This is a genomic window from Lachnoclostridium sp. An14, from assembly GCF_002160755.1.
In the GTDB taxonomy this organism is placed as follows: domain Bacteria; phylum Bacillota; class Clostridia; order Lachnospirales; family Lachnospiraceae; genus Lachnoclostridium_A.
Map to the genome: position 1 here is coordinate 15,330 of NZ_NFLE01000015.1, position 26,896 is coordinate 42,225.

At 56.8% G+C, this 26,896-nt stretch carries 23 protein-coding genes and 1 pseudogene; 19 read left to right on the forward strand and 5 right to left on the reverse strand.

The window, feature by feature from the left end; translation table 11 throughout:
- The first annotated feature begins 1 nt into the window (after position 1).
- Positions 2-1,360, forward strand: coding sequence for a phosphoglucosamine mutase (gene glmM / locus B5E84_RS10115; protein WP_087222315.1), 1,359 nt, complete (start codon positions 2-4; stop codon positions 1,358-1,360).
- A 111-nt stretch (positions 1,361-1,471) separates the two neighbouring features.
- Positions 1,472-2,572: a UDP-galactopyranose mutase gene (gene glf / locus B5E84_RS10120; RefSeq protein WP_087222317.1), complete on the forward strand. Its 1,101-nt coding sequence runs from the start codon at positions 1,472-1,474 to the stop codon at positions 2,570-2,572.
- 321 nt (positions 2,573-2,893) lie between these two features.
- Here the strand turns inward: glf and B5E84_RS10125 are convergent, their stop codons facing one another.
- On the reverse strand, positions 2,894-4,708 hold the full coding sequence (locus B5E84_RS10125; protein WP_087222319.1) for an aminotransferase class I/II-fold pyridoxal phosphate-dependent enzyme: 1,815 nt from the start codon (positions 4,706-4,708) through the stop codon (positions 2,894-2,896).
- 92 nt (positions 4,709-4,800) lie between these two features.
- Entirely contained in the window at positions 4,801-5,721 is a 921-nt protein-coding gene (locus B5E84_RS10130) for a glycosyltransferase (protein WP_087222321.1), read from the reverse strand.
- Between the two features lie 277 nt (positions 5,722-5,998).
- Between B5E84_RS10130 and B5E84_RS10135 the strand changes: the two genes are divergently transcribed.
- Both B5E84_RS10135 and B5E84_RS10140 read left to right on the forward strand, forming a co-directional pair.
- Positions 5,999-7,483, forward strand: a complete 1,485-nt coding sequence (locus B5E84_RS10135) for an oligosaccharide flippase family protein (protein WP_087222323.1) — start codon at positions 5,999-6,001, stop codon at positions 7,481-7,483.
- Between the two features lies 1 nt (position 7,484).
- Positions 7,485-8,381, forward strand: a complete 897-nt coding sequence (locus tag B5E84_RS10140; RefSeq protein ID WP_162612843.1) for a LicD family protein — start codon at positions 7,485-7,487, stop codon at positions 8,379-8,381.
- Between the two features lie 67 nt (positions 8,382-8,448).
- Here the strand turns inward: B5E84_RS10140 and B5E84_RS10145 are convergent, their stop codons facing one another.
- A complete protein-coding gene (locus B5E84_RS10145) occupies positions 8,449-10,008 on the reverse strand; it encodes a BCCT family transporter (RefSeq protein ID WP_204248570.1) in 1,560 nt (519 codons plus the stop codon).
- 128 nt (positions 10,009-10,136) lie between these two features.
- Here B5E84_RS10145 and B5E84_RS10150 point away from each other — a divergent pair, with 128 nt between their 5' ends.
- Both B5E84_RS10150 and B5E84_RS10155 read left to right on the forward strand, forming a co-directional pair.
- Positions 10,137-10,739, forward strand: coding sequence for a hypothetical protein (locus B5E84_RS10150; RefSeq protein WP_087222327.1), 603 nt, complete (start codon positions 10,137-10,139; stop codon positions 10,737-10,739).
- Positions 10,740-10,750: 11 nt separating this feature from the next.
- On the forward strand, positions 10,751-11,752 hold the full coding sequence (locus B5E84_RS10155; protein ID WP_087222328.1) for a ComEC/Rec2 family competence protein: 1,002 nt from the start codon (positions 10,751-10,753) through the stop codon (positions 11,750-11,752).
- A gap of 173 nt (positions 11,753-11,925) precedes the next feature.
- On the opposite strand, the gene B5E84_RS10160 is transcribed toward B5E84_RS10155, so the two are convergent.
- Positions 11,926-12,906 carry a zinc dependent phospholipase C family protein gene (locus B5E84_RS10160; protein ID WP_087222330.1) on the reverse strand — a complete coding sequence of 327 codons (981 nt, stop codon included), beginning with the start codon at positions 12,904-12,906 and terminating at the stop codon, positions 11,926-11,928.
- A 95-nt stretch (positions 12,907-13,001) separates the two neighbouring features.
- On the opposite strand from B5E84_RS10160, the gene B5E84_RS10165 reads away from it, so the two are divergent.
- From B5E84_RS10165 to B5E84_RS21400, 6 genes and pseudogenes are all read left to right on the forward strand, one after another.
- Positions 13,002-14,408 (forward strand): alanine/glycine:cation symporter family protein, encoded by a 1,407-nt coding sequence (locus B5E84_RS10165; protein ID WP_087222332.1) that lies wholly within the window; start codon positions 13,002-13,004, stop codon positions 14,406-14,408.
- 262 nt (positions 14,409-14,670) lie between these two features.
- The gene (locus B5E84_RS10170) at positions 14,671-15,597 is read left to right on the forward strand and encodes a calcium/sodium antiporter (protein ID WP_087222441.1); all 927 of its coding nucleotides are present in this window, start codon (positions 14,671-14,673) and stop codon (positions 15,595-15,597) included.
- Positions 15,598-16,026: 429 nt separating this feature from the next.
- The gene (locus tag B5E84_RS10175; protein ID WP_087222334.1) at positions 16,027-16,455 is read left to right on the forward strand and encodes a protease complex subunit PrcB family protein; all 429 of its coding nucleotides are present in this window, start codon (positions 16,027-16,029) and stop codon (positions 16,453-16,455) included.
- Positions 16,456-16,710: 255 nt separating this feature from the next.
- Entirely contained in the window at positions 16,711-17,586 is an 876-nt protein-coding gene (locus B5E84_RS10180; RefSeq protein ID WP_087222336.1) for a tRNA 2-thiocytidine biosynthesis TtcA family protein, read from the forward strand.
- Positions 17,587-17,643: 57 nt separating this feature from the next.
- Positions 17,644-19,209 carry a DUF3794 and LysM peptidoglycan-binding domain-containing protein gene (locus B5E84_RS10185; RefSeq protein ID WP_087222338.1) on the forward strand — a complete coding sequence of 522 codons (1,566 nt, stop codon included), beginning with the start codon at positions 17,644-17,646 and terminating at the stop codon, positions 19,207-19,209.
- Between the two features lie 299 nt (positions 19,210-19,508).
- Positions 19,509-19,745: pseudogene (locus B5E84_RS21400) on the forward strand (GIY-YIG nuclease family protein); the annotation flags it as partial.
- Positions 19,746-20,632: 887 nt separating this feature from the next.
- Here the strand turns inward: B5E84_RS21400 and trhA are convergent.
- A complete protein-coding gene (trhA, locus tag B5E84_RS10195; protein WP_087222340.1) occupies positions 20,633-21,283 on the reverse strand; it encodes a PAQR family membrane homeostasis protein TrhA in 651 nt (216 codons plus the stop codon).
- A 112-nt stretch (positions 21,284-21,395) separates the two neighbouring features.
- On the opposite strand from trhA, the gene B5E84_RS10200 reads away from it, so the two are divergent.
- The 7 genes from B5E84_RS10200 to B5E84_RS10230 all read left to right on the forward strand — a co-directional run bounded on the left by B5E84_RS10200 (position 21,396) and on the right by B5E84_RS10230 (position 26,786).
- Entirely contained in the window at positions 21,396-22,166 is a 771-nt protein-coding gene (locus B5E84_RS10200) for an RluA family pseudouridine synthase (RefSeq protein ID WP_087222342.1), read from the forward strand.
- Positions 22,167-22,299: 133 nt separating this feature from the next.
- Positions 22,300-23,400: an AI-2E family transporter gene (locus B5E84_RS10205; protein ID WP_087222344.1), complete on the forward strand. Its 1,101-nt coding sequence runs from the start codon at positions 22,300-22,302 to the stop codon at positions 23,398-23,400.
- A 199-nt stretch (positions 23,401-23,599) separates the two neighbouring features.
- Positions 23,600-24,118, forward strand: coding sequence for a peptidylprolyl isomerase (locus B5E84_RS10210; protein WP_087222346.1), 519 nt, complete (start codon positions 23,600-23,602; stop codon positions 24,116-24,118).
- A gap of 11 nt (positions 24,119-24,129) precedes the next feature.
- Positions 24,130-24,840 (forward strand): GNAT family N-acetyltransferase, encoded by a 711-nt coding sequence (locus B5E84_RS10215; RefSeq protein ID WP_087222348.1) that lies wholly within the window; start codon positions 24,130-24,132, stop codon positions 24,838-24,840.
- A gap of 176 nt (positions 24,841-25,016) precedes the next feature.
- The gene (gene ispE / locus B5E84_RS10220; protein ID WP_087222350.1) at positions 25,017-25,922 is read left to right on the forward strand and encodes a 4-(cytidine 5'-diphospho)-2-C-methyl-D-erythritol kinase; all 906 of its coding nucleotides are present in this window, start codon (positions 25,017-25,019) and stop codon (positions 25,920-25,922) included.
- Positions 25,912-26,592: a GntR family transcriptional regulator gene (locus tag B5E84_RS10225; RefSeq protein WP_087222352.1), complete on the forward strand. Its 681-nt coding sequence runs from the start codon at positions 25,912-25,914 to the stop codon at positions 26,590-26,592. Before ispE ends, B5E84_RS10225 begins: the two co-directional genes overlap by 11 nt.
- Complete coding sequence (locus B5E84_RS10230) at positions 26,589-26,786, forward strand: hypothetical protein (RefSeq protein ID WP_087222354.1); 198 nt, start codon at positions 26,589-26,591, stop codon at positions 26,784-26,786. Before B5E84_RS10225 ends, B5E84_RS10230 begins: the two co-directional genes overlap by 4 nt.
- Positions 26,787-26,896 lie beyond the last annotated feature (110 nt).

Below are 26,896 nucleotides of genomic sequence, written 5' to 3' on the forward strand. Positions count from 1 at the left end.
CATGGGCAAGTATTTTGGAACAGATGGTTTCCGCGGGGAAGCCAATGTGGATCTGACGGTGGAGCACGCCTACAAGGTAGGCCGTTTCCTGGGATGGTACTACGGAAAGCGGAATCCGGATGAAAAATGCCGCATTGTGATCGGCAAGGATACGAGGCGGAGCAGCTATATGTTTGAGTATTCCCTGGTGGCCGGGCTGACGGCATCGGGGGCGGACGCGTATCTGCTCCATGTGACCACGACCCCCAGCGTGTCCTACGTGGTGCGCACGGAAGGGTTCCACTGCGGCATCATGATTTCCGCCAGCCACAACCCCTACTATGACAACGGCATCAAGGTGATCAACGAGAGGGGAGAAAAGCTGGAGGAAAGCGTGATCGAGGAGATCGAGCGGTATCTGGATGGGGAGACGGAGGAAATCCCCTTCGCCACGAAAGATGCCATCGGAAAGACCGTGGATTTTGCCGCCGGCAGAAACCGCTACATCGGCTATCTGATCTCCATTGCCACCCGCTCCTTTAAAAACCGGAAGGTGGCCTTGGACTGCGCCAACGGCAGCGCCTCGGCCATCGCCAAGAGCGTGTTCGACGCCCTGGGGGCAGAGACCCACGTGATCAACAACGAGCCCAACGGCTTAAATATCAATACGGACTGCGGCTCCACCCACATCGGCGGATTACAGAAGTACGTGGTGGAGCAGGGCTGCGACGTGGGCTTTGCCTACGACGGAGACGCGGACCGTTGCTTGGCCGTAGACCGGAACGGAAACCTGGTGGACGGCGACCTGATCATGTACATATGCGGAAAGTACATGAAGGCCCAGGGCGCCCTGGTGGGAAACAAGATCGTGACTACGGTGATGTCCAACTTCGGCCTTTACAAAGCCCTTGACCGGGAAGGCATCGGCTACGAGAAAACGGCGGTGGGCGACAAATACGTCTACGAGAACATGGCCCAGAACGGCTACTGCCTGGGCGGAGAACAGTCCGGCCACATCATTTTCAGCAAGAATGCCACCACGGGAGACGGAATCCTCACCTCCATCAAGGTGATGGAAGTGATGCTGGAGAAGAAACAGCCCTTAGACCAGCTGGCGTCAGAGGTGGAGATCTATCCTCAGGTGCTTAAAAATGTGCGGGTGAAGGATAAGAAGGAGGCCCAGGACGACGCCGATGTGCAGGCAGAGGTGGCAAAGGTGACGGAGTCCCTGGGGGACAACGGCCGGATCCTTCTGCGCCAGTCCGGAACGGAGCCGGTGGTGCGGGTGATGGTGGAGGCCCCGGATCACGAGACCTGTGAAAGGTATGTGGATCAGGTGATCGAGGTCATGAGGAAAAACGGCCATATTATAGAAAAATAAAGGAAATGCAGACAGGCGGCCAGGTAGCTTTCATATCCGGCCGCCATAGCTTTACAGAATATACTTGGAAGGACCGGACGGCCAGGCCGTTCGGGAAAGGAATCAGTGACAATGAAGAAGTATGATTACGTGCTGGTGGGAGCCGGGCTCTACAGCGGCGTATTTGCCTATCTGGCGGGAAAACAGGGGAAGAAGTGCCTGGTGGTGGAGCGCCGGGACCACATGGGCGGAAATGTGTACTGCGAGGACATCGAGGGCATCCATGTGCACAAGTACGGGGCCCACATTTTCCACACCAGCAACCGCAAAGTGTGGGATTTCGTAAACAGCCTGGCGGATTTCAACCGCTATACCAACAGTCCCGTGGCCAATTTCAAAGGGCAGATGTACAATATGCCCTTCAATATGAATACCTTCAGCAAAATGTGGGGCATTTCCACCCCGGCGCAGGCGAAGGCCATCATCGAGCAGCAGCGCAGCGGAATCCAGGGAGAGCCGAAAAACCTGGAGGAGCAGGCCATTAGCCTGGTGGGCATCGACATTTACCGGAAACTGGTGAAGGGCTACACGGAGAAACAGTGGGGCCGGGAGTGCCGCGACCTGCCGGCCTTTATCATCAAGCGCCTGCCGGTGCGCTACACCTACGACAACAACTATTTCAACGACCTCTACCAGGGAATCCCCATCGGCGGCTACAATGTGATTGTGGACAAGCTCTTTGAGGGCTGCGACGTGGAGCTGGGAAAGGATTACCTGAAGGATAAGGAATATTACGACAGCCTGGGAGAAAAGGTGGTGTATACCGGAACCATCGACGAGTATTTCGGGTTCTGCTTTGGGAAACTGGAGTACCGGAGCCTGCGGTTTGAGACGGAGGTGAAGGACACGGACAACTACCAGGGCGTGGCCGTGGTGAACTACACGGACCGGGAGACGCCTTATACCAGAATCATCGAGCACAAGCACTTCGAGTTCGGCACCCAGGAGAAAACGGTGATCACCAGGGAGTATCCTGTGGACTGGAAAGAGGGCATGGAGCCTTATTATCCGGTAAACGACGAGAAAAACCAGGAGCTTTACCGGCAGTACGAGGAGCTGGCGAAAAAGGAAAGCCAGGTGATCTTCGGCGGCCGCCTGGGAGAGTACCGGTACTACGATATGGACAAGGTGATTGAGTCGGCAATGAACGCGGCGGAGCGGGAGCTGGTGTAAGAGAAAATCGGTGTAAGAAAACCAAAAGACGCGAAAAACGAGCGGATGGGAAATGCCGCTCGTTTTTTGTATAGTTGTGTCACAGAAAAAATACCCCCCCTGCTATGCAGGGGGGCTGCTTGACCTTTTGACACCCTAGTCATTGCCTCAAAAACTCCCTTATTGAAATTAATCTGCTGTTTTATAGTATTTTAAATATTAGTAAATCGTAACCAAGTAAATTTGTAAAAATTATTGACCATTGCTTGTATGTCTGGGGCATCCCCAGTGCAAGCCACCGACTAAGCCGGTGGTCTTGACTACGTCATATAGTCACTTGAATTACTGCTGCGCCAAAAGTTCCCTCAAGGCAGCGCACAGAAGGGCGTCGTCCTCCCGGTTGCGGACGGCGACGCGCACGTACTGGCAGTCTCCGGGGAGCTTGGAGGAGAGATCCTTGATAAACAGGTTGTAGCGGTTTAACAGCAGTTCCGTGAGCTGCCGGGAGGTCATGCCTGTGATCTCCGCCATAAGGTAGTCCGCCTGGGAGGGGATGACCCGGATGCCGGGGATTTTCGCCAGCTCATTGGCGAACCATTCCCGTTCTTCCTTCAGCCGGATCAGGGATGCGGCGTAGTCCTTGCGGTATTTTTCCTCAATCTGGAGGTAGAACTCCGCCAGGGAGTTGATATTCCAGATGGAAACCTCCTTTTTGATTTCCGAGATCAGATCACGGTCCCCGCTGGCGGCGATGCCGAGGCGCAGGCCGGGAACGCCGTAGGACTTGGAGATGCTCTTGATCACGATCAGGTGGGGATTGGCGTCTAAGAGCTCCTCGCAGAGGATGGTGGCGTTCTCCTCAGACGCGAAATCCACAAAGGATTCGTCCACAATCAGCCGGATTCCCGCCGATTTTGTCCACTGGATCAGCCGGAGAATGTCCTCTCTGGGGATGTAGTTTCCAGTGGGGTTGTCCGGGTTTATAATTACCAGATGTTTGATGCCCTTGTCTTCAAAGAAACGGATGATGTCACCGGCCCCGTACCGGAAGTCCGGGTGCTGGGTCTGGAAGACCACCAGGTCCTCCGCCCGGTAGCGGTTGGAATATTCCTCGAAGGTGGGGCGGATGACGCCCATTTTTCCGTCCGTCTGCTCCAGAATGACTTTTATCAGCTCCGCGGCGCCGTTTCCGGGGACGATCTGATCCTGGCGCAGGCCGAAGTTTCTGGCGGCCAGGAGGGAGTTTACGTACATTCCCGACGGGTACTGGCATACCAGGCTGTCAAAATTGGCCTTCATCTCGTCCAGCATTTTCCGGGGCGGGTAGTAGCAGTTGATCAGATAGCAGAAATCCACCATTTTCGGATAGCGCCAGTAGCCGCCGTACCGTCTCTGAATCAGGGGCAGACGGGCATTGTCCTCCGCAAAGAGGGATTCGGCGATGTCCAGATCCTGAATGTCGTCGATCTCATACCATTTTTGGCTGTCGTCCAGGCGCTTGGCCTTGATGCCGGGATGGTCCAGCATGACGATCACCTTTAACACCTGCTCATAGTATTCGTTGTTCCCCAGGGCCTTGGTATAGGCTTCTAAGAAGGGGACGTAGTGGGTGACGGAAAAATCTTTGCTGAATTTATATAAGTTCACGGTTTTATAGTAGTCGGCTGTGTCGGTGAAGGAGAACTTGCTCCCGGGAATCATGGCCTCAATGTCGTCGTTTTCCGACAGTTTCACGCAGGTGCCGTCCATCCAGGACTCGTATTTTGCCACCAGGGCCAGGCTTTCCCGCGGATCCTCCACCAGGCAGCGGATCACGGAATCCTCAAAGATGATGTCGGACTCTAAAAGCAGGGTGTCCTCCGCCGTCAGGTATTCGCTGGCCAGGGCCAGGGAGTAAATGTTGTTGGTCTTATCGTAAATAGGGTTGTCGATGAAACAGATGGGAGTCTTTACGTCCAGGGACGCGATGTGATCCCGCAGTTTCTGCCCCTCGTATCCGGTCACAATGACGATTCTGGAAAGGTTCAGACCGTCTAACTGCCCCAGAGTGCGGTTGATGAGGGGGACGCCGTTTACCTTTACCATACATTTGGTGTTGTTCTGGGTGAGCTGCTTTAAGCGTTTGCCCATGCCCGCGGCTAAGATGATTGCTTGCATTGCTTGGTTCTCCTTTATGGGAATACTTTATGGAAATACAGTTTTTGTGGAAAATACGGTCTTTATGGAGATAATGGGATCGTCGCGTCCGTTTATGAAAATCCCGATCCCGGCGGATAGCGCCGGTCCATGCCCCCCAGCGGTTTGCCGGTTTCTCCCAACACGTCCAGATAAATCCGCCTGCGGTAGCGCCGTTCCGCCCTGCGGCTGCCGGTGAGCAGGAGAACGGAGTCGATGACAATGTGGGCCCAGTGGTTCAGACGGATGTAGGCCATATAGATGGCGGGGGCGGAGGAATAGGTGCGCCCGATGTCCATGGCGTTGCGGAACCCGTAGAAATTTTTCCAGCAGGTGACCGGAGCCTTGGAGGGCGGCGTGGTCTTGTGGTTTAACTCCGCCCGGCAAACGTTTAAAATCCGGGACCGTTTTCGGAAACGAAGGCAGTATTCCGTGTCGTCAAACCAGATGAAATAGTCCGCTCTCGGAAGGCCGATTTCCCGGATCAGCCCGCAGTTTAGCACCAGCCCGCAGAAGGTGCTCACGTCGTAGAGGAACGTCTCGTCCCGGTAAGTCTCCTCCGGCACAGGGGCATAGGTCATCAGGCACCGGTTTTTCAGGATACGCCGGTGGGAGGTGTCGATGGCCCCCGCCGTCCGCACCGTCCCGGAGTAGGCCAGGTACGAATGGGAGCCGATGGCCTTTCCGATTTCTTCCATATAGGTGGGGGCGATCATGGCGTCGTCGTCGATGATCAGCACCCAGTCGCAGTCCCCCGCGGACAGTACCTCAAGCCCCTTGGAAAAGCCGCCGGCCCCGCCGATGTTTTCCGGCAGGTGCAGGACGGAGAGGGCGGGGTTTTCCAGGCTGTCTAAGTATTCCCCGGTGCCGTCGGTGCTGTGGTTGTCTACCACCAGGACGCGGTGGAAGGGCACAGTCTGGGAAAAGACGCATTCCAGGCATTCCTTTAACAGGGACAGACGGTTGTAGGTCACGATAATTGCTCCGAATTTCACGGCAGTTCCTCCTGATTTTGTCTATCCAGATTATAAGCGATTTGAATTTAGATGTCAAACGGGACGGCGGGAGCGGATGGATCGGGATGGCGGGAGAGAAGAACCGGGACGGCGGAAACGAGGGAACCGAGATGGCGGGAGCGAAAGAACCGGAACGGCGGAAACGAAAGACCTGCGGACGCCGCTGAAGGGGCGTGCTTCCCGTTGCGCCCAGGTATGAATTATGATAAAATCGACGTTGACAAAATGAAGGAAAATAAAGAAACGGGAGACAGAGATGTTTGCCAGAAAGAAACGCAACGAAACCGGCGTGGAAACGCCCAGCATACGGGAAAATTACACATACAACCTGATCTACCAGGTGCTGACGCTGCTGACCCCCTTTGTGACGACGCCCTATATCGCCAGAGTGCTGGGGAGCGAGGGCGTGGGGATTCAGAGCTATACGGCCTCGGTGGTGCAGTATTTCTCCATTCTGGCGGCCCTGGGGACGGCCTCCTACGGGCAGCGGGAGATCGCCAGGCACCGGGACAGCAGGGAGGAGAGAAGTCAGGTATTCTGGGAGATCGAGCTGCTCTGCGCATCGACCACGGCCCTGTGCCTGGTGGTGTGGATGGGCGTGATCGCCTTTTCCAGGGAATACGCGCCCTACTACGGGGCCCTGACCATGACCCTCGCGGCAGTGGCCTTTGACGTCTCCTGGTTTTTCGGGGGGATGGAGCAATACCGCCTGATCGTGATCCGCAACACGGCGATCAAGCTGGCGGGGATCGCCCTCATGTTCCTGTTTGTAAAGGACAGCGGCGACCTGCTTTTGTACATCGCCCTGCTGGCGGCCACCGGCCTTTTGGGAAATATTTCCATGTGGGGATACCTGCGGAAATTTGTAAGCCCCGTTTCCCTCTCGAAGCTGCGGGTGCGCAGGCATTTAAAGGAAGTGCTGGTGTATTTTATCCCCACCATCGCCACGTCGGTGTACACCATTCTGGACAAGACCATGATCGGCTGGTTTTCCGGCAGCAGCAAATCCCAGAACGGGTACTACGAGTACGCCACCGGCTTTGTCAATATGGCAAAGATCCTGATCATTTCCTTCAACGCGGTGATGTCCGCCAGAATGTCCTATCTGTTTGCCAGGGACAAGGGAGAGGAAATCCGGGAGCGGATCGGCGGATCCGTGGATTTTGTGCTCCTTTTGGGACTTCCCATCACCTTCGGGCTGGCGGGGATCGCTGACAAGTTTGTGCCCTGGTTTCTGGGAGATCAGTACGGGCCGGTGGCCTGGCTTTTAAAGCTGTGCAGCCCGCTGGTGCTCATTGTGGGGTTCAGCGACTGCATGGGGAGCCAGATTCTCACCCCCAGCGGGCAGCGGGCCAGGAGCGCGAAGGTGATCGTGGCCGGTGCCTGCGTCAACGCCTGTCTTAATCTGGTGCTGATCCCCCATTTCCAGGCCGCCGGGGCCGCCGCCGCGTCCATTTTGGCGGAAACGCTGATCACCGGCCTCTATTTCCGGCTCTGCCGGGGCTATATCCGTCCGGCGATGCTGGTTCGTTACGGCTGGAAACGGCTGGCGGCTGCCGTGGTGATGTTGGGGGCGGTGCTGGCGTTGGGAAATGGGATGGGCGCCGGGCCGCTCACCACCTTCACCCAGATCGGCGCCGGCGGGCTGGTGTATTTCGCGGTGCTGCTTTTGCTGCGGGACGGGACGGTTCTGGGACAGCTGCGGATGGCAGTGATCAAATTTATGGGGTATGGTGGTTGATATGGAGGAGAGAGAGTTTTACCGGGAGGAAGTGCGCTGCGGCTACACTGTGACGGAAAAAATGAAGAAGGTGTGGGCGGTGCAGCTGGCCATGCTGGACGAGGTGGAGCGGATCTGCGGGAAATACGGCCTCAAATATTTCGCCGACAGCGGCACCCTCATCGGGGCCGTCCGGGACAGGGGCTACATTCCCTGGGACGACGACATCGACCTGGTGATGCTGCGGGAGGACTATAACCGGTTTATGAGCGTGGCCCCTGCGGAGCTGAAAGAAGGGCTGGCGCTCCAGACGGCTTACACGGAAAAAAATTACCTGCGGGGCCATGCCCAGATCCGGGACAGCCGGACGACGGGGTTTAACAGCGAGGACGAAAAGGCCGGGTATAACTGCGGGATTTTCATAGACATTTTCCCCCTGGACGGGATGCCGGACGGGAAACTGGCGGCGAAATGGTGGGCGTTCCAGGTGAAATTTGCCTGGACGGTGCTCTACACCTGGTACCGCTATGACTATTATGAGAATAAAACGGCCGCCGGGCGGCTGATCTACGGAATCGGGAGAATGCTAAAGATTCCTATGAAACGGGCGTACCGCGGCTATGAGCGCCTGTGCAGCCGGTATTCCGGAAAGGCCACCAGACGGGTCTGCGATACGGTGTTTATCCGCCAGTTGGAGAAGAATACGTGGGAACGGAACTGGTTTGACCGGGCGGTGTATCTGCCCTTTGAAAATAGGAGGATCCCGGCGCCGGAAGGCTACGACGGCAGGCTGCGGGCGGAATACGGGGACTACATGAAACCGGCCCAGGCGCCCACGCTCCACGGCGGGCTGGTGTTGGAGCCGGAGATCCGGTATGAGGAGTATTTTGCCGGGAAAAGAGGCAGGGGGAATACGTAATAGGAAGAAGAACGGGAATGAAGAAGGGCACAGCCGGTTTTGGCTGTGCCCCTGTCTGTTCCAATTTCTATTTCTCCCCTTCCTCCAAATACCTCCCCGCGTCCCGGAAGAAACTGGCGATGATTAGCACGATCACAAACCCGATGGGGAAGGCGGCGATGATGGATACCGTCTGCAGGTTTGCCATGGAGCTGTCGGAGAAAATCAGGGCTACCGGCAGCAGCATGAGCAGCAGGGACCAGAACAGCTTTACCCGCCGGTCCGGCTCCTCCTCCCCGTCCAGCTTTTTGTAGGAATAGGCGGAGGCCACTACCGCCAGAGCGTCGAAGGACGTGGCGTAGAAGGTAATCATGGTCAGGGCCAGCAAAATCAGCACGAAAGCCGGAAACGGCAGGGTCTCCAGGATGGCCAGAATGGACTGGTACAGATCCCCGGAGGCGGCGTACTGGGCCAATATGTTCAGTTTCCCCTTCATTTCCAGGGCCAGGCCGTAGTTTCCCAGCACGATGAAGGAAGTAAAGGTGCCTGCCAGCCCCCAGAAATACCCGCCGAGGATGGTCTGGCGGATGGTCCGCCCCTTGCTGATGGAGCCGATGAAAAATGGGGCGGCCACGCACCACACCATCCAGTAGGCCCAGTAGAAAATAGTCCAGTTCTGGGGGAAGGACGAGGTGCGCAGGGCGTCCGTCCAGGTGGACATGGTTAAGAAGTTCTGGGCCAGGGAACCGAGGGCGGAAAAGCCCGTTTCCACAATGTATTTGGCCTCGCCGCCGCCTAAGAACACATAGAGCAGCAGGATGAAAAACAGGTAAACGCAGGAGGCCGCCAGTTTTGCGATTCCGTGCATCCCGAAGTAAATGGCCGTGGTGTAGGTGATACAGGTCACCAGCAGGATGACCACTGTCAGCAGGTTGCTCTGAGGAATGTGGAGCACGTGGCTGATGGCCAGGGAGAGCAGGGGCGTCGCCAGGGAAAAGGTGGTGGCCGTCCCGGCTAACAGGGCAAACAGCGCCAGCAGGTCAATGAGGCGTCCGGCCAGCCCGTCGGTGTGAGCGCCTAAAATAGGGCGGCAGGCCTCAGAGTATTTCTGGCGGTTCCGTTTCCGCACGTGGAGCATGAACCCGAAGGCCACTGCCAGGGTCACGTAAAAACTCCAGGGAATGGGCCCCCAGTGAAACAAAGGGAACACAGATGCCCAGTCCTGGGCACCGCCCAGCTCCTCAATGTGAGGCTCGGAGGCGTAGAGCATCCACTCGCAGAGGGAGTAAAACAGGATGTCAGCCGCCAACCCGGAGGTAAACATCATGGAACCCCATTTAAAATTGGAGTAGAGGGGCTTTTCTAAATTTCCCAGGCGGATGGCGCCGTATTTGGAAAAGGCGATATAAAGGGAGCAGAAAAACACTCCCAGGCCAATCATCAGATAGTAGACCCCAAAGGTGTCCCCCAGGAAGAACCGGATGGATTCCAGGGTGCGGGATGACGCCTCCGGTGTGATTAAAAACAGGGCGCACAGCAGCAGCACGCAGGCGAAAGGGATCAGCGTGGCTGGCCAGTCCAGACGTTTTGACAGCATAACAGCCTCCTTTTTGTTCAAAAAAGTAATTTTATAAAATATATTGAACATATTAACACCGGATACTGGAAAAATCAAGGGGCAAATGTGAAGATTTTCTGACTTTTTTTGAAAACCCCTATAAAAAAAACGGGACATCCGATATAATACTAGAGCAGAAAAAAGGAGGAACAGATAAAATGAAGAAAGTACTGATTGCCATAGGATGTGCAGCACTCTTAAGCGGATGTACGCAGAGCAATATCGTGAAACCGGAAAACGGTTCCGTCGTTCCGGAGACAGGAGTAATCGAGGGAATCCAGATCGACTGGGCGCAGGTGCAGGAAGAACTGGACGATCAGTTTGTAGGCTCTGAGGATTATCCCTATGGAGTGAATATAGATTTCTACGTGGAGGACGAGAATGCCTACGTCATGACCACCGTAGAGGACGGCGTGAGCAAGGAGGAGGCGGCCAGATACGCGTCCGCTGTAATCCGGGGCATTAATGACAGCGTCGCCATGCAGGATTTTTCCTATAAGAATGACGGCAGCAGCTTTTATGGAAAATTTTCCGATGAGAATGTGGTGTGGATCTATGTGATGCCGGAGAGCACCGTGGACGACGAGAGCACCTGGCTGGTGGACGACGCCATCATTCCCGGAAGACAGCGTCTGGTAGAGCCGAATTATACCTCCGCGGAATGGGAGACGGCCTCCTGGGACGACGGCACCGCTGATTTCGCTGCCGGCCTGTCCATGGATGATATGACGGAAGATTCCGCGGACGCGGCAGCAGAGTAAGGAGAACCGCGATGAAGGGATGCAGGATTTACGGGGCAATTCTGGCCACGCTGTGCCTGCTGCTCCTGACCGGGATCCGCGGGGGAGAGAGCTATAACCTCCCTGACGGGCTGGAAATACGAAAAAGTGGAATCGAGCTGGTGGACATCGAAGGGGAAACCGGGGCGGCGGAGACGGCAGAGCCTGAGGAAGAACCGTTTTTAGGCGGGGCAAAGCTGATGCTTTTGGCCAACCAGAGCGCCAGCCAGATGCTCTCCTCCGTCATTCAGACAAAAGACGGGGGCGTGATCGTAGTGGACGGCGGCACACCGGCGGATGCCCCCCATCTCATTGAGGTGGTGCAGTCCATGGGCGGCCGGGTAAATGCGTGGCTCATCACCCACCTTCACAATGACCACGTGGGGGCCCTGACCACCATTCTTAACATGGAGCAGCCGCCTCTGGAGATCGACGGAATCTACTATTCCATCGTCACCGAGGACTGGTACTATGAAAATGACCCCACCAGGGCAGATACGGCGGCCGCCTTCATAGCGGCCATCCAGAGAGTGCCGGAGGAGAAACGCCACGACGACATCCGCAAGGGAACCACGATCCAGGTGGCTGACGCCACCGTGACGGTGATGAACAAGCGGTATCTGTTTCAAAACGACAGCGGGAACAATGCCTCTGTGGCCTACACCGTCTGTGTAAACGGCAGATACATCGTATTTTTAGGAGATATGGGACAGGAAGCCGGCGCCCGGCTTTTAAAGGACTGGAACCCCCAGGATTTGAAATGTGACATCATCCAGATGGCCCACCACGGCCAGGGCGGAGTGGACGAGGATTTCTACCGGGTGATGAGGCCGAAGATCTGTCTCTGGCCCACCCCTCAGTGGCTCTGGGACAATGACAACGGAGGCGGCCCCGGCAGCGGGAAGTGGCAGACGGCCACCACCAGGAAGTGGATGGAGGATCTGGGCGTGACGGAACACTACTGCATCAAGGACGGCGACCAGACCATACTGTGACCGGGTGAAATGGAAAAATAAGAATCAGGACCATAAAGACAGGGCAGACGGCCGGGAAAACCGTCTGCCCTGTTTTGCGCACTCCGCGCGGAAAAAATGTCTGCTGGCGCAGCCGCGCTCCGGCGCCCCACTTTTTGTATGTTCCGCACATTTTCCGGCAGCGCCTGGAAAAATCAGTCTTTTACGATCAGCCCGCTGTGGTAGGAATGGTTTCCCAGCTCCTTTAACAGCAGATGGAAATCCTGCTCCTCCAGGGGTACCTGGGAGGTGAGGGATTTGTTTAGCAGGTAGTACACCAGGTCGCATTTTCCCAGGGCCTGGTAAAACAGGTCGGGGAAGGTGGCTTTGGAGGCTAAGGACTTGTCCCAGGGGTTGCACCAGGTCTCTCGGTCCAGGTTCAGGCATTTCCGGGGATTGGACACCTCGTCCGTCACCAGCTTGGTGGAGGCGATGGGGTTTTTCAGGAAAATAGACTCCACAAACTCAATGCTATTCTTTTTCCGGCCGGACTTGTCCGCCAGGGTGCGGCAACCAAACCGCAGGGCCAGGATGGAGCGGTGGACCATGCGGGGCGTCACCTGGAAATTGTTCCGGTAGGTGATGGGATAGTAGGTCTCGTTGATGCAGGCGGACAGGAAACGAGAGATAAACTGGATCTCCTGACCGTTTAAACAGATAGTGGCCGCCTGGTTAAACTGGGACGGTTTCTTTTTTTTGTACTTTTTCAGCAGCAGGGCGTCAATGTCGTTTTCCAGGGAGGCGTGCTGGCCGTGGTGGTGGGTGGACGGGTTATTCACGTCGTAGCCGATCCGCCCGTACACGTAGGGATGGCAGATGGAGTCCCCCACATAGTGGCAGATGTAACCGGCCAGGTAGGAAAGCCCCTGCTCCCGCTGCTGCCGGGAGGTAAGCCTGGAAAGGTGAGTCAGATAGCAACGGAAAAAATCATTTACGTGGTGCTCGTGCATATAGGAGCCCACATTCCGGTAGTCCCGGTGACGGAGAATGGGGATGTTGTAAAAAAACATATCCGGTCCCTGAAGACCCAGCTGATAGAGCCAGCGGTATTTGGCAATGATGTGCTTGAGCGGCTGGTACTTCATATCGTTGTAAGCTTTCATACCCATTATGTAGTGAGTGGTAAAGCCTGGCATAAGATCCCTCGTTTCTGATATTTGTTCTTAGGAATAAGTATACCACACCCATTCATAAAATGCGATAGAAAAGCGATGGAAAGAAGGGCGCGGAAATGATGGAGAGGCTGCAGGAGCTGGTCTGGGGGCCGTGGATGCTGGCGGCGTTTCTGGGGATCGGAGTGTACCTGACGGTGAGGAGCGGGCTGTTCCAGCTGCGGAGGTTTCCCCTGTGGTGGAGAGCGACGGGAGGCAGCCTCTGGAACGGGACAAACCGGAATCAAACGGCGGAAACCGGCGGGATCACCACCTTTCAGACGGCCTGCACGGCCCTGGCGGCCACCATCGGCACCGGAAACATCGTGGGGGTGGCCACTGCCCTGACCGCCGGAGGGCCGGGAGCTATTTTCTGGATGTGGGTGTCGGCGGCCATCGGGATGATGACGGCTTACGGGGAAACCTACCTGGGCGTCCGCTACCGCAGGCGGGAGGGGAAAATGTGGGTCAGCGGCCCCATGGTGTATTTGGAGGACCGGCTGCACCTTCCGGCTCTGGGGCTTTTATACAGCTTTCTCTGCATGATGTCTTCCCTGGGGATGGGCAGCATGGTACAGGCCAATTCCGTGTCGGAGACGGCGGCGTACAGCTTTTCCGTGCCCCCCTTTTTGTCGGCGGTGGCGGTCACAGTTCTGGTGGGATTGGTGGTTTCCGGGGGGACAAAGCGGATTGCCGCCGTTTCCGGAAAGCTGATGCCGGCGGCATCCGGTATTTATATTCTGTTCTCCCTGATGGTGATTTTCTCCTGCTTTGACCGTCTGCCGCAGGTGTTTGCGGCCATCTGGAGCTCGGCCTTTGAACCGGCAGCGGCAGCCGGGGGAGCGGCGGGGTATCTGGTGAGCCGCAGCGTGCGCTACGGCGTTTCCAGAGGCGTATTTTCCAACGAGGCGGGGCTGGGGACGCTGGCCATTCTTCACGGGGCGGCGGACGAGGAGGAGAGCGGGGGTGGGGTGGAACCGCGGAAACGGCCTCCCGCCGTCTCTCTCGCCCAAAAACAGGGGATGTGGGCCATGTTTGAGGTGTTTTTTGACACCATTGTGATCTGTACCCTGACGGCCCTGGTGATCCTGCTGGTGACGGCGGAGTACGGCGGTGGCGGCTACGACGGGGCGGCCCTGACGGCCTACTGTTTCTCCAGACGGCTGGGGGCGGCCGGGGAGTACCTGGTGTCCGCCTCCATGATCGTGTTCGCCTTTGCCACCATGGTGGCCTGGTCTTACATGGGAAAGCAGGCGTTTCTCTATCTGTTTTCCAGGACGCCTTTTTCCGGCAGGGCGGGGGAGCGGATTTACCTGATTTTATATCTGAACGCCATCTTTCTGGGATGTCTGGCCAGGCTGGAAACGGTGTGGCAGCTTTCTGACATCTGGAACGGGCTGATGGCCCTGCCGAATCTGGCGGCCTTGTATCTGCTGCGGCGGGAGGTGGCAGCCAGCATTCCTGAAAAATTTAAAACCATTCCTTGACAGGCGGCTGGTTTTTCAGTATACTTTTTCTTTGATGAAAGGGAGTAGCTTCCATTGAAAAATGTCATGTATTGCCGTCATCACAGTTAGAGATAACTCGGTGTACATATAATAAGCGAGACTTTGATCACACTTTTTGTGTGGCGGAGGCTCGCTTTTTGTGTCATAGGAAACGCAGTTTCCTATGACGCAAAGGCCTCCGGCGGTGTCCTCCGCCGGATAACGAGGGGAAAATACCAAGGGAGGAAGAAGAAACATGGGAATGGTGTATCTGTGGCTGATTGTAGGTTTTGTGCTTCTGATTAAGGGAGCGGATTTCTTTGTGGAGGGCAGCTCGTCTGTGGCGAAACTGCTGCGGGTGCCCAGCGTGATCATCGGGCTGACGGTGGTGGCCTTCGGAACCAGCGCGCCGGAGCTGGCGGTGAGCGTGACCGCCGCCCTGAACCACAACAACGGGATCGCTGTGGGAAACGTGATCGGCTCCAATATTTTCAATCTGCTGGTGGTGACCGGCTTAAGCTGCATGGTGATGGCCCTGCCGGCAGATAAGAAGATCATGAACTGGGATTTCCTGTATTCCATTGTCATCGCCGTGGCGCTGCTGGCCATGATCGCCTTTGACCGGAGTATGGGAAGAATCGACGGAGTGATTCTGATGGTTCTGTTTGCCTATTTCCTTTACGTGACCATCCGAGCCGCTTTGAGCGGGCGGGCGGGGGCTGAGGAGGAGATCGAGGTGCTGTCGCCCCTGAAAAGCGCGGTGTTTATCATCGGAGGGCTGATCGCCATTGTGATGGGGGGAGATCTGGTGGTGGACAGCGCCAGCAGCATCGCGGCGGCCTTCGGACTGACGGAAAACCTGATCGGCCTCACCATCGTAGCTATGGGAACCTCCCTTCCGGAGCTGGTGACCAGCATGGTGGCGGCTAAAAAGGGAGAAAACGGCCTGGCCCTGGGAAATGTGATCGGCTCCAATATCTTCAATATCCTGCTGATCTTAGGCGTTTCCTCCGTGCTCAGCCCCATCCGGGTGACGGTGTTCTCCTCCTATGACCTGATCTGCCTGATTTTGTTCAGCTGCGTGTGCTGGGTGATGGGAAAGAGAAAGATGAAATACACCAGATTTCACGGGATTTTGATGGTGGCAATGTATGCGGGGTATATGATTTATATTATTATGCGGGCGTAATTGTGCCGGCGCGGGTATCGGCGTCCGGAGAACAGACGGTGTGAGAAATATGCGGGCGTGCGTCAGGCACGCCCGTTTTGCGGCAGTATAGGAAACACCGTAAATCAGAAAAATGGGAAACGTCCCCAAGCGCTGCGAAACGACGAAAAAATCCGGGAGGCTCGCGCCGCCCGGATTCATATTATAAAAAAGGGAGGAGAGCTGATAAAATCAGCTCAAGTATTATGAAAAAAATCTTGTAATTCATAGCAGCTCTCGCTGTCTATGGTTGTAGTATAGACAGTAAACATGAAGAAAAAATGTTGATTGTGTAAATGGTTTTTAAATATATTTTGAACAAAATATGAACAACCGCTCGACAAAAGGGGCGGTCATATCCATCCTGCGGCCTGCATAGAATAGTAGTAATCTGAAAATGGGAGGTTGCGGATGAGACGGATATGGAACGGGAAACTGGCGCTGGTGGCCGTCCTTGCGCTGTGGGTGCTGCTGGCGCGGTTTGTCACCGGCTGCACACAGAACACGGCCCCGGAAAAGCTGCGGGATCTGGATTTCACGGTGGTGGGGGACAGTGAAGTGCCGGCGGAGCTGCAGGGGATCATCGCGGAGAAAAAGGCGGCGCCCTTTAAACTGACCTACACGGACGGGCAGAATCTCTATATTGTGCAGGGATACGGAGAGCAGGAGACAGGGGGCTACAGCATCGCGGTGCATCAGCTGTACCTGACGGAGGGCTCCATCGTGTTCCAGGCGGAGCTTATGGGCCCGCAGAAGGGAGAGGACGGCGGCACGGAAACATCCTATCCCTACATTGTGATCAAAACAGAATTTCTGGAGGAACCGGTGGTATTCCAGTAGCGGCATAAGGGGCGCAGACCCGGAGGAGGAGCTTCGGATCTGCGCGTTTTTTATGCTCACTCCGCGCAGAGGAAACTGGCTGTCACCGCAGCCGCGCTCCGGCGCGAGTGTGCGCTGTTGCGCACACTTTTCCATGCCCACTCCGCCCCCTGTCCCCATTCCCGCAACTTCCCTCTGGCGCAATCATCGAATATGATATATGATAGGAAACAGACAGAAAACCAGAAAAACTGAACCAATAGGAGAGAACAAGCGATGAAGACCCCCTGTCAGAGAATCGAGAGCAGCATTATCAAGAAGTTTCGCAAGGAAATCTGGAGGCCCTTCGTCCGGGGGATGCAGGAGTTTCAGATGGTGAAGGCCGGGGACCGGGTGGCCGTGTGCATTTCCGGGGGAAAGGATTCCATGCTGTTAGCCAAGTGTATGCAGGAAATCCTGCGCCACGGGAACGTGGAGTTTGAGCTGAAATTCCTGGTGATGGACCCGGGCTACCATCCGGACAACCGGCGGATGATCGAGGAAAACGCCAGGCTGATGGAGATTCCCATCGAGATAATGGAATCCGACATTTTTGACGCGGTAGTGGACGTGGAGGACAACCCCTGCTACCTCTGCGCCAGGATGCGCCGCGGGTTCCTCTACGCCAACGCCAAACGCTTAGGCTGCAACAAGATCGCCCTGGGCCACCACTTCAACGACGTGGTGGAGACCACCCTCATGGGAATTTTATACGGCGGCCAGTTCAACACCATGATGCCAAAGCTCCACAGCACCAATTTTCCGGGGATGGAGCTGATCCGCCCCCTGTACTACGTGCGGGAGGAGGACATCCTGGCCTGGAAGGACTACAACGGGCTGCGGTTTTTGCAGTGCGCCTGCCGGTTTACGGAGCAGATCGCCAAGGAGCGGGCGGCGGCTGGGGACGCGGCAAACGCTGCCGACATTGTCCACACGTCGAAACGCCAGGAGGTCAAGGAGCTGATCGCGGCCCTGAAACGGACCAATCCCAGCGTGGAGAACAATATTTTAAAGAGCGCGGAAAACGTAAATCTGGACATCTGCCTGGGGTACGTTTCCGGAGGCGTCCGCCATCATTTCATGGACCGCTACGAGACAGGCAGCGGCACATAAAAGCCGGTCCGGCGGCATAGACTTTCTTATAAAAATAAATAAGGAAGGTATGCCAACATGGAACTGGTGAAGAAAAATATCCGCATGAACCGTTGGAAAAACCATGCGGCCACCCAGCTGACCCTGGATGACGATTTTATCGTGCCGGACACGATGGATGACATGGAACAGGTGGTCCTGGACACGGGCAGCATACAGATCGAGGCCTCCAGAGTCCAGGGGGAGAAAGTGATCATCAAGGGAAAGCTGGATTTTAAGGTGCTTTACCGGAAGGAGGGCGGCGGCCTGCAGGCCCTGGGCGGTTCCATCCCCTTTGAGGAGACGGTGAACGTGCCGGGGCTGACGGAGCACGACTATGTAAACGTCACCTGGGAGCTGGACGACTTAAACGCCGGCATGATCAATTCCAGAAAAATGAACGTAAAAGCCCTGGTGACCTTAAACGTGCAGGTAGAGAGCATTTTTGACGCGGTGGCCGCCGTGGACGTGGCTCTTTCCGGAAACGGGGAGGACACGGAGGCCCTGCGGGAGGAGCTGGACGTGGCGGGGATCGCCGTCCGCAAAAAGGACACCTACCGGGTGAAGGAAAGCATTTCCCTCTCCGGAAACAAGCCCAATATGGAGAAAATCCTCTGGAGCGAGGTGCGCCTGGCGGGGACGTCCAGCAGGCCGGGAGACGGCACCATACATATTGACGGGGAACTGGCGGTGTTTGTGATCTACGCCTCCGAGGGCGAGGGGACGCCGGTGCAGTGGCTGGAGGAGAGCATTCCCTTTTCCGGCGAGCTGGAGGTGACGGGATGCAGGGAGGACATGATCCCCGTGGTGTCCATGCGCCTGGTTCACCGGGAGGTGGAGGCAAAACCGGACTACGATGGGGAAATGCGGGAGCTGGAGCTGGACGCGGTGGTAGAGCTGGATATGAAACTCTACGAGGAAGAACGAATCCAGCTTTTGAGCGACCTCTATTCCACCAACCGGGAGCTTTTGCCGGAGACGGGGGAGGTGTGCTTTGACCAGATCCTGACGAAAAATCTGTGCAAATGCAAGATCAGCGAAAAAATGGAGATCAGCCGCCACGACAGGATCCTGCAGATCTGCCACAGCGAGGGCGCAGTCAAAATCGACGAGGTGGAGGTAAAGGACGACACTCTCCACATCGACGGGGTGCTGGAAGTGCAGCTTTTATACCTCACCGACGACGACAGCCAGCCCATTCAGTCGGTGACGGAGGTGGCCCCCTTCCACCAGGCGGTGGAGGCGAAGGGGATCGACGAAAACAGCATTTACCAGTTAAACGCCAGCCTGGACAATATGTCGGCGGTGATGCTGGGGGGAAGCATGGTGGAGCTGCGGGCGGTGGTCAACCTGGATCTGCTGGTGCTGCAGCCGGTCTGCCGCCAGGTGATCACCGGCGTGGACGTCCAGCCCCTGGATGTGGAAAAGCTCCAGAGGCTGCCGGGGATTGTGGGCTATATCGTCCAGCCTGGGGATTCCCTGTGGAAAATCGCGAAAAAATTTCACACCACGGTGGATAACGTGATGGAGACCAACGGGCTGACCTCCGACCTGATCATGCCGGGGGAAAAGCTGATCCTGGTAAAGGAAATCGCCCAGGGGTAAGTCTGCCGCACCAACCGGGCCTCCCCCGCATATGATAGATTATGAATGTTTCCCGGGATTGCGAGAGCACGCAGTGCGAAGCAATCCGGAACATCTGAAGCTTTCTTAGCGGCGGGACGGCCCGCCGGCAGACACTGCACCCGGCCGGTGCTTTATATAGATCGGGACGTCCCATTTGCGGGGTGGACCGGGCGGCTGCGGCCAGCAAGAGACCGCTGCCGTTTACATAGCGTGTAGTGTCTGCGGGGAGGAAAAAGGCCAGTTGGCCCTGGGGTCAGGGCGGGAGGAGACAGGTACAGATGAGCAATTATACATATCTGATGAAGTGCGCGGACGGCACCCTCTACTGCGGTTGGACAAACTGTCTGGAGCGGCGGCTTGAGGCCCACAACAGCGGAAAAGGAGCCAAATACACCAGGAGCCGCCGCCCGGTGGCCTTAGCCTACTGGGAACGGTTTGCCACGAAGGAGGAGGCCATGAGCCGGGAGCAAGCCATCAAGCGGCTGGGGAGAAAGGAAAAGGAGAAATTGATTCAAATGGGAATTGAGAGACGAAAGGAAACGGCCGCCCACATCAACCGGCTGGGAGCGTTCTGCGGGATGCGGGACGTGCCGGAGCTGACGGGACGTGCCTTAAAGGAGCGGTACGGCTTTTCCCAGGCCGATGTGATGGTGCTGTTTGGCGGCAGCATCCTTAGCGGCGGGGACGCGCTGGCTCAGGCCATGAAGGAGGGAGCGGCCAGGCGCTACGTGATCGTGGGCGGTGCCGGCCACACTACAGAGACCCTCCGCCGCCGGATGAAGGAGGAGCTGCCTGGGCTTAAAACCGCCGGAAAGTCGGAGGCGGAGCTGTTTGCCGCCTACATAAAGGAAAAGTACGGCCTGGAGGCGGATGCCCTGGAGTGCTATTCCACCAACTGCGGAAACAATATTACCTATCTGCTGGAGCTTTTGCGGGAACGGGAGTTTCCCCATGAGACGGTGATCCTCTGCCAGGATGCCACTATGCAGAGGCGGATGGACGCGGGGATGCGCCTGGCGGCCCCGGCGGGAACGGTGATTGTCAATTACGCGGCCTACCGGGCGGAGGTGGAGGAGGACGGCAGTCTCTCTTTCCGGCAGCCGCCTGCGGGGATGTGGGAGATGGAGCGGTATATCAGCCTGCTTTTAGGGGAGATCCCCCGCTTGACCGACGATGAAAACGGTTACGGCCCCCGCGGAAAGGGCTTTATCGCCCATGTGGAGGTCCCGGAGGATGTGAGGGCGTCCTTTGAGGCGCTGAAACAGGAATTTCCCGACCTGGTGCGGGAGGCGAACCCGGCTTTCTCCGCGCCGAAACCGTCTGCACCGCAGGAAATCCCCCTTTCCTGAGACGCAAAAATGGCAGACAGGAGAGCATTCTCCCATCTGCCCCATATCTGCCGTCAGGCCACGAACTGGTACATGACGATGTAGTGGCACAGGCTCCCGCCCATGACAAAGAGGTGGAAAATCTCATGGGAGCCGAAGTTTTTATGCCTGGAATTAAAGATCGGCAGCTTTAAGGCGTAGATCACGCCGCCGATGGTGTAGATTACGCCGCCCGCCAAAAGCCAGCCAAAGGCCGCCCCGGGCAGAGCCTGGATAATCTTCTGCATGGCCAGCACGCACACCCAGCCCATGGAGATGTAGATCAGGGAGGAAAACCACTTGGGACAGGTGACCCACAGGGCCTTGATCAGGATCCCGGCGGCGGCGATGGCCCACACCAGGGACAGCAGGTGCCAGCCGGTGGAATCCCCCAGCACAATCAGGCACACCGGCGTGTAGGTGCCGGCGATGAGCACGAAAATCATCATATGGTCGATCTTTTTCAAAATCTTGTTCACTCTGGGGGAAATATCCAGGGTGTGGTAAACGGTGCTGGCGGCGTACAGCAGGATCATGCTGACGATAAAGATCGCCAGAGCTGCCACATGGAGCCGTCCTGGCTCGGCAGCCGCCTTGACCAGCAGCGGAAACGCGGCGAAAAAGGCGAGAACCATCCCGATGAAGTGTGTGATGGCGCTGCCTGGGTCTTTGAGATGGAATTTCATAGAAAACGCCTCCTTAGAAAGAACAACTACATAATGTAGTAATGAAAACTACGTACAATGTTTTTATATACTATACATCCGTAACCATGGAATGTCAAGGAGAAATCAGCTCATGCTCAACATTTTATTTGAAGATCAAAGCATTATTGTGGCGGAAAAGCCCGCCGGACTGGAGTCCCAGGCCACCAGAAAACTGGAGCCGGACATGGTCAGCGAGATCAAAAAACATATCCACAAATTATCCACGGCCCGTTCTGGAAAAACGGAGGAACCTTACGTAGGAGTTATCCACAGGCTGGACAAGCCCGTAGGGGGAATCATGGTGTACGCCAAGACGAAAGAGGCCGCGGCATCTTTAAGTAAGCAGGTTCAGGACCGGTCCATGAAAAAAACCTATCTGTCCATCATATGTGGAAAACCTGTGGATAATGTGGGTAACTTTGTGGATTTTCTGTTGAAAGATGAGAAAAACAATTATTCACGGGTTGTGGATAAGGGGACAGCCGGGGCAAAACGGGCCGAGCTGCGCTATAAAACCCTCAGCCATGGCCTGCTGGACGGAACGGAGGTGTCCCTGGTGGAGGTGGAACTGCTCACCGGGCGCCATCATCAGATCCGGGTCCAGTTTTCCTCCCGTGGGCTGCCCCTCTGGGGGGATGAAAAGTACGGAGTCCCAAAGGATGGGGAACCCGGCGCACCCGCATCCATTCCGGGAAACCTGGAAATCCCCGGCCGCAGTCGCCGGTTTCGCAGGCCGGAACCGCTGGCCCTCTACGCCTGCCGCCTGGAATTCTTCCATCCGGTTACCGGAGAGCGGATGAGCTTTTCTGGCCGTCCCGCGGCCGGGGCCTTCCGGCGCTATGAGGAGCGGGAAACCGTGTAAAAAAAATTACGCCCCCAGCGCTCCCATATTTTCGACAAAATCCGCTGAAAAAATAAGGAAGCATATTTTCCTGCCCGCCGTTTCATACTAGAGACTGTACAAAGGAAGTACAAATCAGAAACAGGTGGGAGCCATGGTCAGACCGAGCAAGAAACTGAAGAAGATTTTTTTGATTGTGGGAATTACGGGAGTGGTTTATGCAGGGTTTAAGTACCTGCTCCCTCTCGTAGTTCCTTTTTTGGCTGCCTATATCGTGGCTCTGGGGTTAAAGCCGTCGGCCCACTGGCTCCACCGCCGCCTGCGGATCCGTTTCCACGGGCGGGAATGGCGTCTTCCTGTGGGAGTGATCGGCGGAGCAGAGCTTCTGGTCGTGACGGCGGTGCTGGGGGCGCTGGCCTACTGGGGCCTGTGGAAACTCTGCCGGGAGGCGGCCCTTTTGTCGGAGCGGCTGCCGGACTGGATCGCGGCCCTGGATGTGTGGCTCACCGGAAGGTGCCACAGCATGGAAGAATTTCTAAGCCTTCGCCCTGGCTGCCTGGTGCAGCTGGCGAGAGAGCTTTTGTCTGGTTTAAGAGGCAGCTTAAAACAGGCGACCATGCCCTTTCTCATGGAAAACTCCATGGCGGTGCTGGAGTGGGCCGTTCAGTTTATGGTGGTCAGTGTGCTGTTTTTCCTGGCGGCCATTCTCTCCCTGGAGGAGATGGAGGATTTGAAACGGCGGAGGGACAGCTCCATTTTCTGGAGAGAGTACGCCATGATCGGGGAGCGGCTGGCCACGGCGGGCAGAGCCTATTTAAAGACCCAGGGCATGGCCCTGATTCTCACCATCCTGGTGTGCATGGCCGGCCTGTGGCTGCTGGGGAACCCTTATTATATTATGCTGGGAATCGTCATTGGGATTCTGGATGCCCTGCCGGTTCTGGGCACAGGCACGATTTTCATTCCCTGGGCTGTGTTTGCCGCCGCCGGAGGGCGCTGGGGCCAGGCCGCCGGGCTGGCGGCGATCTACGTGGTCTGCTATTTCCTGCGGGAGTTTATGGAGGCCAGGATCATGGGAAATGAAATCGGCCTCACGCCGCTGGAATCCCTGACGGCCATCTATGTGGGCTGGCAGCTGTTCGGGTTTCTGGGCTTTATCCTGGGGCCCATCGGCCTGATTCTCATCGAGGATCTGGTGGAGGCGGCGGAGCGGTCCTGGACAGGGCGGGACGGGCCCGCCGCCCGGGAAGAATGAATGGCAGGGCGTGTCTTTCGCGGGGAAACCGGCGGCTGCCTCTGCGTTTTGCCGGGAGTGTACGCGGCCGCGCTCCGGCGGGAGGCGCACGGTTGCGGCACGGCTGCGCACACTTTTTAGTTGTGCGCCGCCTTCCAGGATGGTATACTGGACAGGAAAGCGAAAGCAGAATATCCATTCAGGAAAGGAAGAATTGAACATGGCAAACCCGATTGTTACCATTGAAATGGAAAACGGAGACGTGATGAAGGCGGAGCTGTACCCGGAAATCGCTCCCAACACGGTAAATAACTTTATCAGCCTGGTGAAGAAAGGCTACTACGACGGCCTGATCTTCCACCGGGTGATCAGCGGCTTTATGATCCAGGGCGGATGCCCCCAGGGCACGGGCATGGGCGGCCCCGGCTACACCATCAAGGGAGAGTTTTCCCAGAACGGGTTCCCGAACCCCTTAAAGCACACGGAGGGCGTACTCTCCATGGCCAGAGCCATGCACCCGGACAGCGCCGGATCCCAGTTCTTCATCATGCACAAGACCTCTCCCCATCTGGACGGCGCCTACGCGGCCTTCGGAAAGGTGACGGAGGGCATGGACGTGGTGAATAAGATCGCGGATGTCCGCACAGATTACAGCGACCGTCCCATGAAGGAGCAGAAGATCGCCAAAATGACAGTGGAGACCTTCGGCGTGGACTATCCGGAGCCGGAGAAAGCGTAAGGAATGAGCATATGCGGGAAGAACGGACAGTAACAGTGGATGGAATGCCCTGCACGGTCGTGATTTCTGACGAGAAGGAGGCCCTTCTGGCCGCGGACGCGGCCGGGAGGGCCTCCGTTGCCCTGTGGAGGGAAGGCGGGGAGTTTCTGCCCGCCGCCTTCGCGATAGAGCGGCCGGAGGACGCGGATGAGGAGTTTTTAGAGCGGGTGGCCAGGAGGAAACTGGGCCTGCCCTGGGTGATCGCCGGGACAGAGCGGCTGATCCTGCGGGAGTTTGGGGAAGGAGATTTTGAGGAAATGGCGGCGGCGGCAGAGGATTCGGACGGCCTCGGCCCGGACGCCGCTGTCTTTCAAAACCGGGAAACCTTCTTAGCCTATATCCGCCGCCAATACCCCTTTTTCCAGTTCGGCATCTGGGCGGCGGTGGAGCGGGAGAGCGGCCGGATCGTGGGGCGGCTGGGCTTTGGCCTGCCGGAGGACGGCAGAGAGGGTCTGGAGCTGGGCTACCACATTTTCGCCCCCTGGCGGGGGCGGGGCTACGGAAAGGAGGGCTGCAAAGCGGCCCTGGAATGGCAGAAACGGGAGCTTGGCCTCCCGGTGTACGCCAGAATTCACCGGGAAAATACCGCGTCCCAGCGCCTGGCCGCCTCCCTGGGCTTTGTGCGGGAGCGGGAGCCGGATCTGGAGAATGAAGGAGATATTTTACATTATAAAATGCCATAGGGCGTTTCCCATTTAACCCGCCGGATTGCCCCAGCCCTCTTTTTTCGTGCCATTTGGGAAAAAAGCCCTGCAAAAACCGCGAAAAACCGTCAAATAGGGTCTTGTGCTTTCGAAATAGTTGGGATATAATATATTGTATACAAAATAATGAACAAATACAATCGGGTGGTGTGCCTATGATAAAGCATATGGGTCTGAAAGCCCACGGAAAGATCAACCTGGGCCTGGATGTGCTCCGCAGACGGGAGGACGGCTATCACGAGGTGAAGATGGTGATGCAGACCGTAGGGCTGTTTGACAGCGTGGATCTGCGGATCAATGGCCGTGGCGGAATCCATGTTGAAACAAATTTGAGTTATCTCCCCAACAATGAAAACAATCTGGTGTGGAAGGCGGCGAACCTTCTGATGGAGGAATTCGGCATCCGCGAAGGCGTGGAAATCCGTCTCAGAAAGTTCATCCCCGTGTCGGCGGGCATGGCCGGCGGCAGCAGCGACGCGGCGGCGGTGCTCTTTGGACTGAACCGGATGTTCGGCCTGGGGCTGGACATGGAAGAATTGAAAAAACGAGGCGTAAAGCTGGGGGCGGACGTGCCCTACTGCCTGATGCGCGGGACGGCTCTCTCCGAGGGAATCGGGGAAATCTTAACGCCCCTGCCGCCGGTTCCCCAGTGCCGCGTCCTGCTGGCAAAGCCCAACATCAATGTTTCCACGAAATGGGTCTATGAAAACCTCCACGCCAACGACCTGCGGCCGGAGGACCATCCGGACATCGACGGCCTGGTAGACGCCATCCGGGCAGGAGATTTGAGGGAAATGGCGGGGAAATTCGGAAATGTGCTGGAGCTGGTGACGGAAAAGCGCTATCCCGTCATCGGGGACATCAAGCAGGCTATGCTCCGGTGCGGCGCCATAAACGCCATGATGAGCGGCAGCGGCCCCACGGTGTTCGGTCTGTTTGAGAATGAGTCCGATGCCAAGAAAGCCTACTGGACGCTGCGCAATGGCCGCCTGTCCAGGCGGGTCAGACAGGTCTATCTCACCAATTTTTTCAACAACAGGGAGGTTTCCAATGGATTATAATTTAAAGGTTACGATGAATGAATATCTGCCTCTGCGGGACGTGGTGTTCAACACCCTGCGCCAGGCGATCTTAAAGGGAGAGCTGGAGCCGGGCGAGCGGCTGATGGAGATTCAGCTGGCGGAGCGCCTGGGCGTGAGCCGCACCCCCATCCGGGAGGCGATCCGGAAACTGGAGCTGGAGGGATTGGTGTTAATGATCCCCAGAAAGGGAGCGGAGGTGGCCAAAATCTCCGCCAGAAGCCTGCGGGACGTGCTGGAGGTGCGCCGCGCCCTGGAGGAGCTGGCCATTGAGCTGGCCTGCCAGAGGATGACGGAGGAGGATTTAGGCGAGCTGCAGAAGGCCCAGGACGAGTTTAAAAAGGCCATTGCCGACGGGGATGCCATGAGGATCGCGGAGACAGACGAGCACTACCACGACGTGATCTACAGCGGCACCCAGAACGCCAAACTGATTCAGATGCTAAACAACCTGCGGGAGCAGATGTACCGCTACCGCCTGGAGTACATCAAGGACGCGGATAAGAGGAAGATCCTGATTCTGGAGCATGAGCGTGTGTTAAAGGCCATCCGGGACCGGAAGGTGGCCGAGGCCAAGGAGGCCATGAGAGAGCACATCGACAATCAGGAAATCACGGTGGCGAGAAACATCACGGAGAAGGAGAACGGATGACGTTTAAGGAGAGATACCTGGCGGGCGAGATCCCATTTGAGGACATCGACCTGTACATAGAGGAGTGGAACGAGAGCGACGACGAGCGACGCCTGGCAGAATTTCTGGGCCTGAACGCCGACGAGGAGGACGTCTGGGTGGATGACAGCGACGAGGCCTTAAAGGAGATGCTGGACCGCCAGAAACAGGCGTGACCGCGGCCATAGGCGGAAAATTTTAGACGTTGTCAGATACAATGTGGAAATTGCTGCGGATATAAAAATTGCGGAAATCATTTGCTGCGCGGACAGACCGGCGGCCCCGG

What these genes read in the sequence shown, in the direction of transcription:
- glmM (WP_087222315.1), top strand. Translation starts at nt 2, where the DNA reads ATGGGCAAGTATTTTGGAACAGATGGTTTCCGCGGGGAAGCCAATGTG.
- glf (WP_087222317.1), top strand. Translation starts at nt 1,472, where the DNA reads ATGAAGAAGTATGATTACGTGCTGGTGGGAGCCGGGCTCTACAGCGGC.
- B5E84_RS10125 (WP_087222319.1), bottom strand. Translation starts at nt 4,708, where the DNA reads ATGCAAGCAATCATCTTAGCCGCGGGCATGGGCAAACGCTTAAAGCAG.
- B5E84_RS10135 (WP_087222323.1), top strand. Translation starts at nt 5,999, where the DNA reads ATGTTTGCCAGAAAGAAACGCAACGAAACCGGCGTGGAAACGCCCAGC.
- B5E84_RS10140 (WP_162612843.1), top strand. Translation starts at nt 7,485, where the DNA reads ATGGAGGAGAGAGAGTTTTACCGGGAGGAAGTGCGCTGCGGCTACACT.
- B5E84_RS10145 (WP_204248570.1), bottom strand. Translation starts at nt 10,008, where the DNA reads ATGTTCAATATATTTTATAAAATTACTTTTTTGAACAAAAAGGAGGCT.
- B5E84_RS10150 (WP_087222327.1), top strand. Translation starts at nt 10,137, where the DNA reads ATGAAGAAAGTACTGATTGCCATAGGATGTGCAGCACTCTTAAGCGGA.
- B5E84_RS10155 (WP_087222328.1), top strand. Translation starts at nt 10,751, where the DNA reads ATGAAGGGATGCAGGATTTACGGGGCAATTCTGGCCACGCTGTGCCTG.
- B5E84_RS10160 (WP_087222330.1), bottom strand. Translation starts at nt 12,906, where the DNA reads ATGCCAGGCTTTACCACTCACTACATAATGGGTATGAAAGCTTACAAC.
- B5E84_RS10165 (WP_087222332.1), top strand. Translation starts at nt 13,002, where the DNA reads ATGATGGAGAGGCTGCAGGAGCTGGTCTGGGGGCCGTGGATGCTGGCG.
- B5E84_RS10170 (WP_087222441.1), top strand. Translation starts at nt 14,671, where the DNA reads ATGGTGTATCTGTGGCTGATTGTAGGTTTTGTGCTTCTGATTAAGGGA.
- B5E84_RS10175 (WP_087222334.1), top strand. Translation starts at nt 16,027, where the DNA reads ATGAGACGGATATGGAACGGGAAACTGGCGCTGGTGGCCGTCCTTGCG.
- B5E84_RS10180 (WP_087222336.1), top strand. Translation starts at nt 16,711, where the DNA reads ATGAAGACCCCCTGTCAGAGAATCGAGAGCAGCATTATCAAGAAGTTT.
- B5E84_RS10185 (WP_087222338.1), top strand. Translation starts at nt 17,644, where the DNA reads ATGGAACTGGTGAAGAAAAATATCCGCATGAACCGTTGGAAAAACCAT.
- trhA (WP_087222340.1), bottom strand. Translation starts at nt 21,283, where the DNA reads ATGAAATTCCATCTCAAAGACCCAGGCAGCGCCATCACACACTTCATC.
- B5E84_RS10200 (WP_087222342.1), top strand. Translation starts at nt 21,396, where the DNA reads ATGCTCAACATTTTATTTGAAGATCAAAGCATTATTGTGGCGGAAAAG.
- B5E84_RS10205 (WP_087222344.1), top strand. Translation starts at nt 22,300, where the DNA reads ATGGTCAGACCGAGCAAGAAACTGAAGAAGATTTTTTTGATTGTGGGA.
- B5E84_RS10210 (WP_087222346.1), top strand. Translation starts at nt 23,600, where the DNA reads ATGGCAAACCCGATTGTTACCATTGAAATGGAAAACGGAGACGTGATG.
- B5E84_RS10215 (WP_087222348.1), top strand. Translation starts at nt 24,130, where the DNA reads ATGCGGGAAGAACGGACAGTAACAGTGGATGGAATGCCCTGCACGGTC.
- ispE (WP_087222350.1), top strand. Translation starts at nt 25,017, where the DNA reads ATGATAAAGCATATGGGTCTGAAAGCCCACGGAAAGATCAACCTGGGC.
- B5E84_RS10225 (WP_087222352.1), top strand. Translation starts at nt 25,912, where the DNA reads ATGGATTATAATTTAAAGGTTACGATGAATGAATATCTGCCTCTGCGG.
- B5E84_RS10230 (WP_087222354.1), top strand. Translation starts at nt 26,589, where the DNA reads ATGACGTTTAAGGAGAGATACCTGGCGGGCGAGATCCCATTTGAGGAC.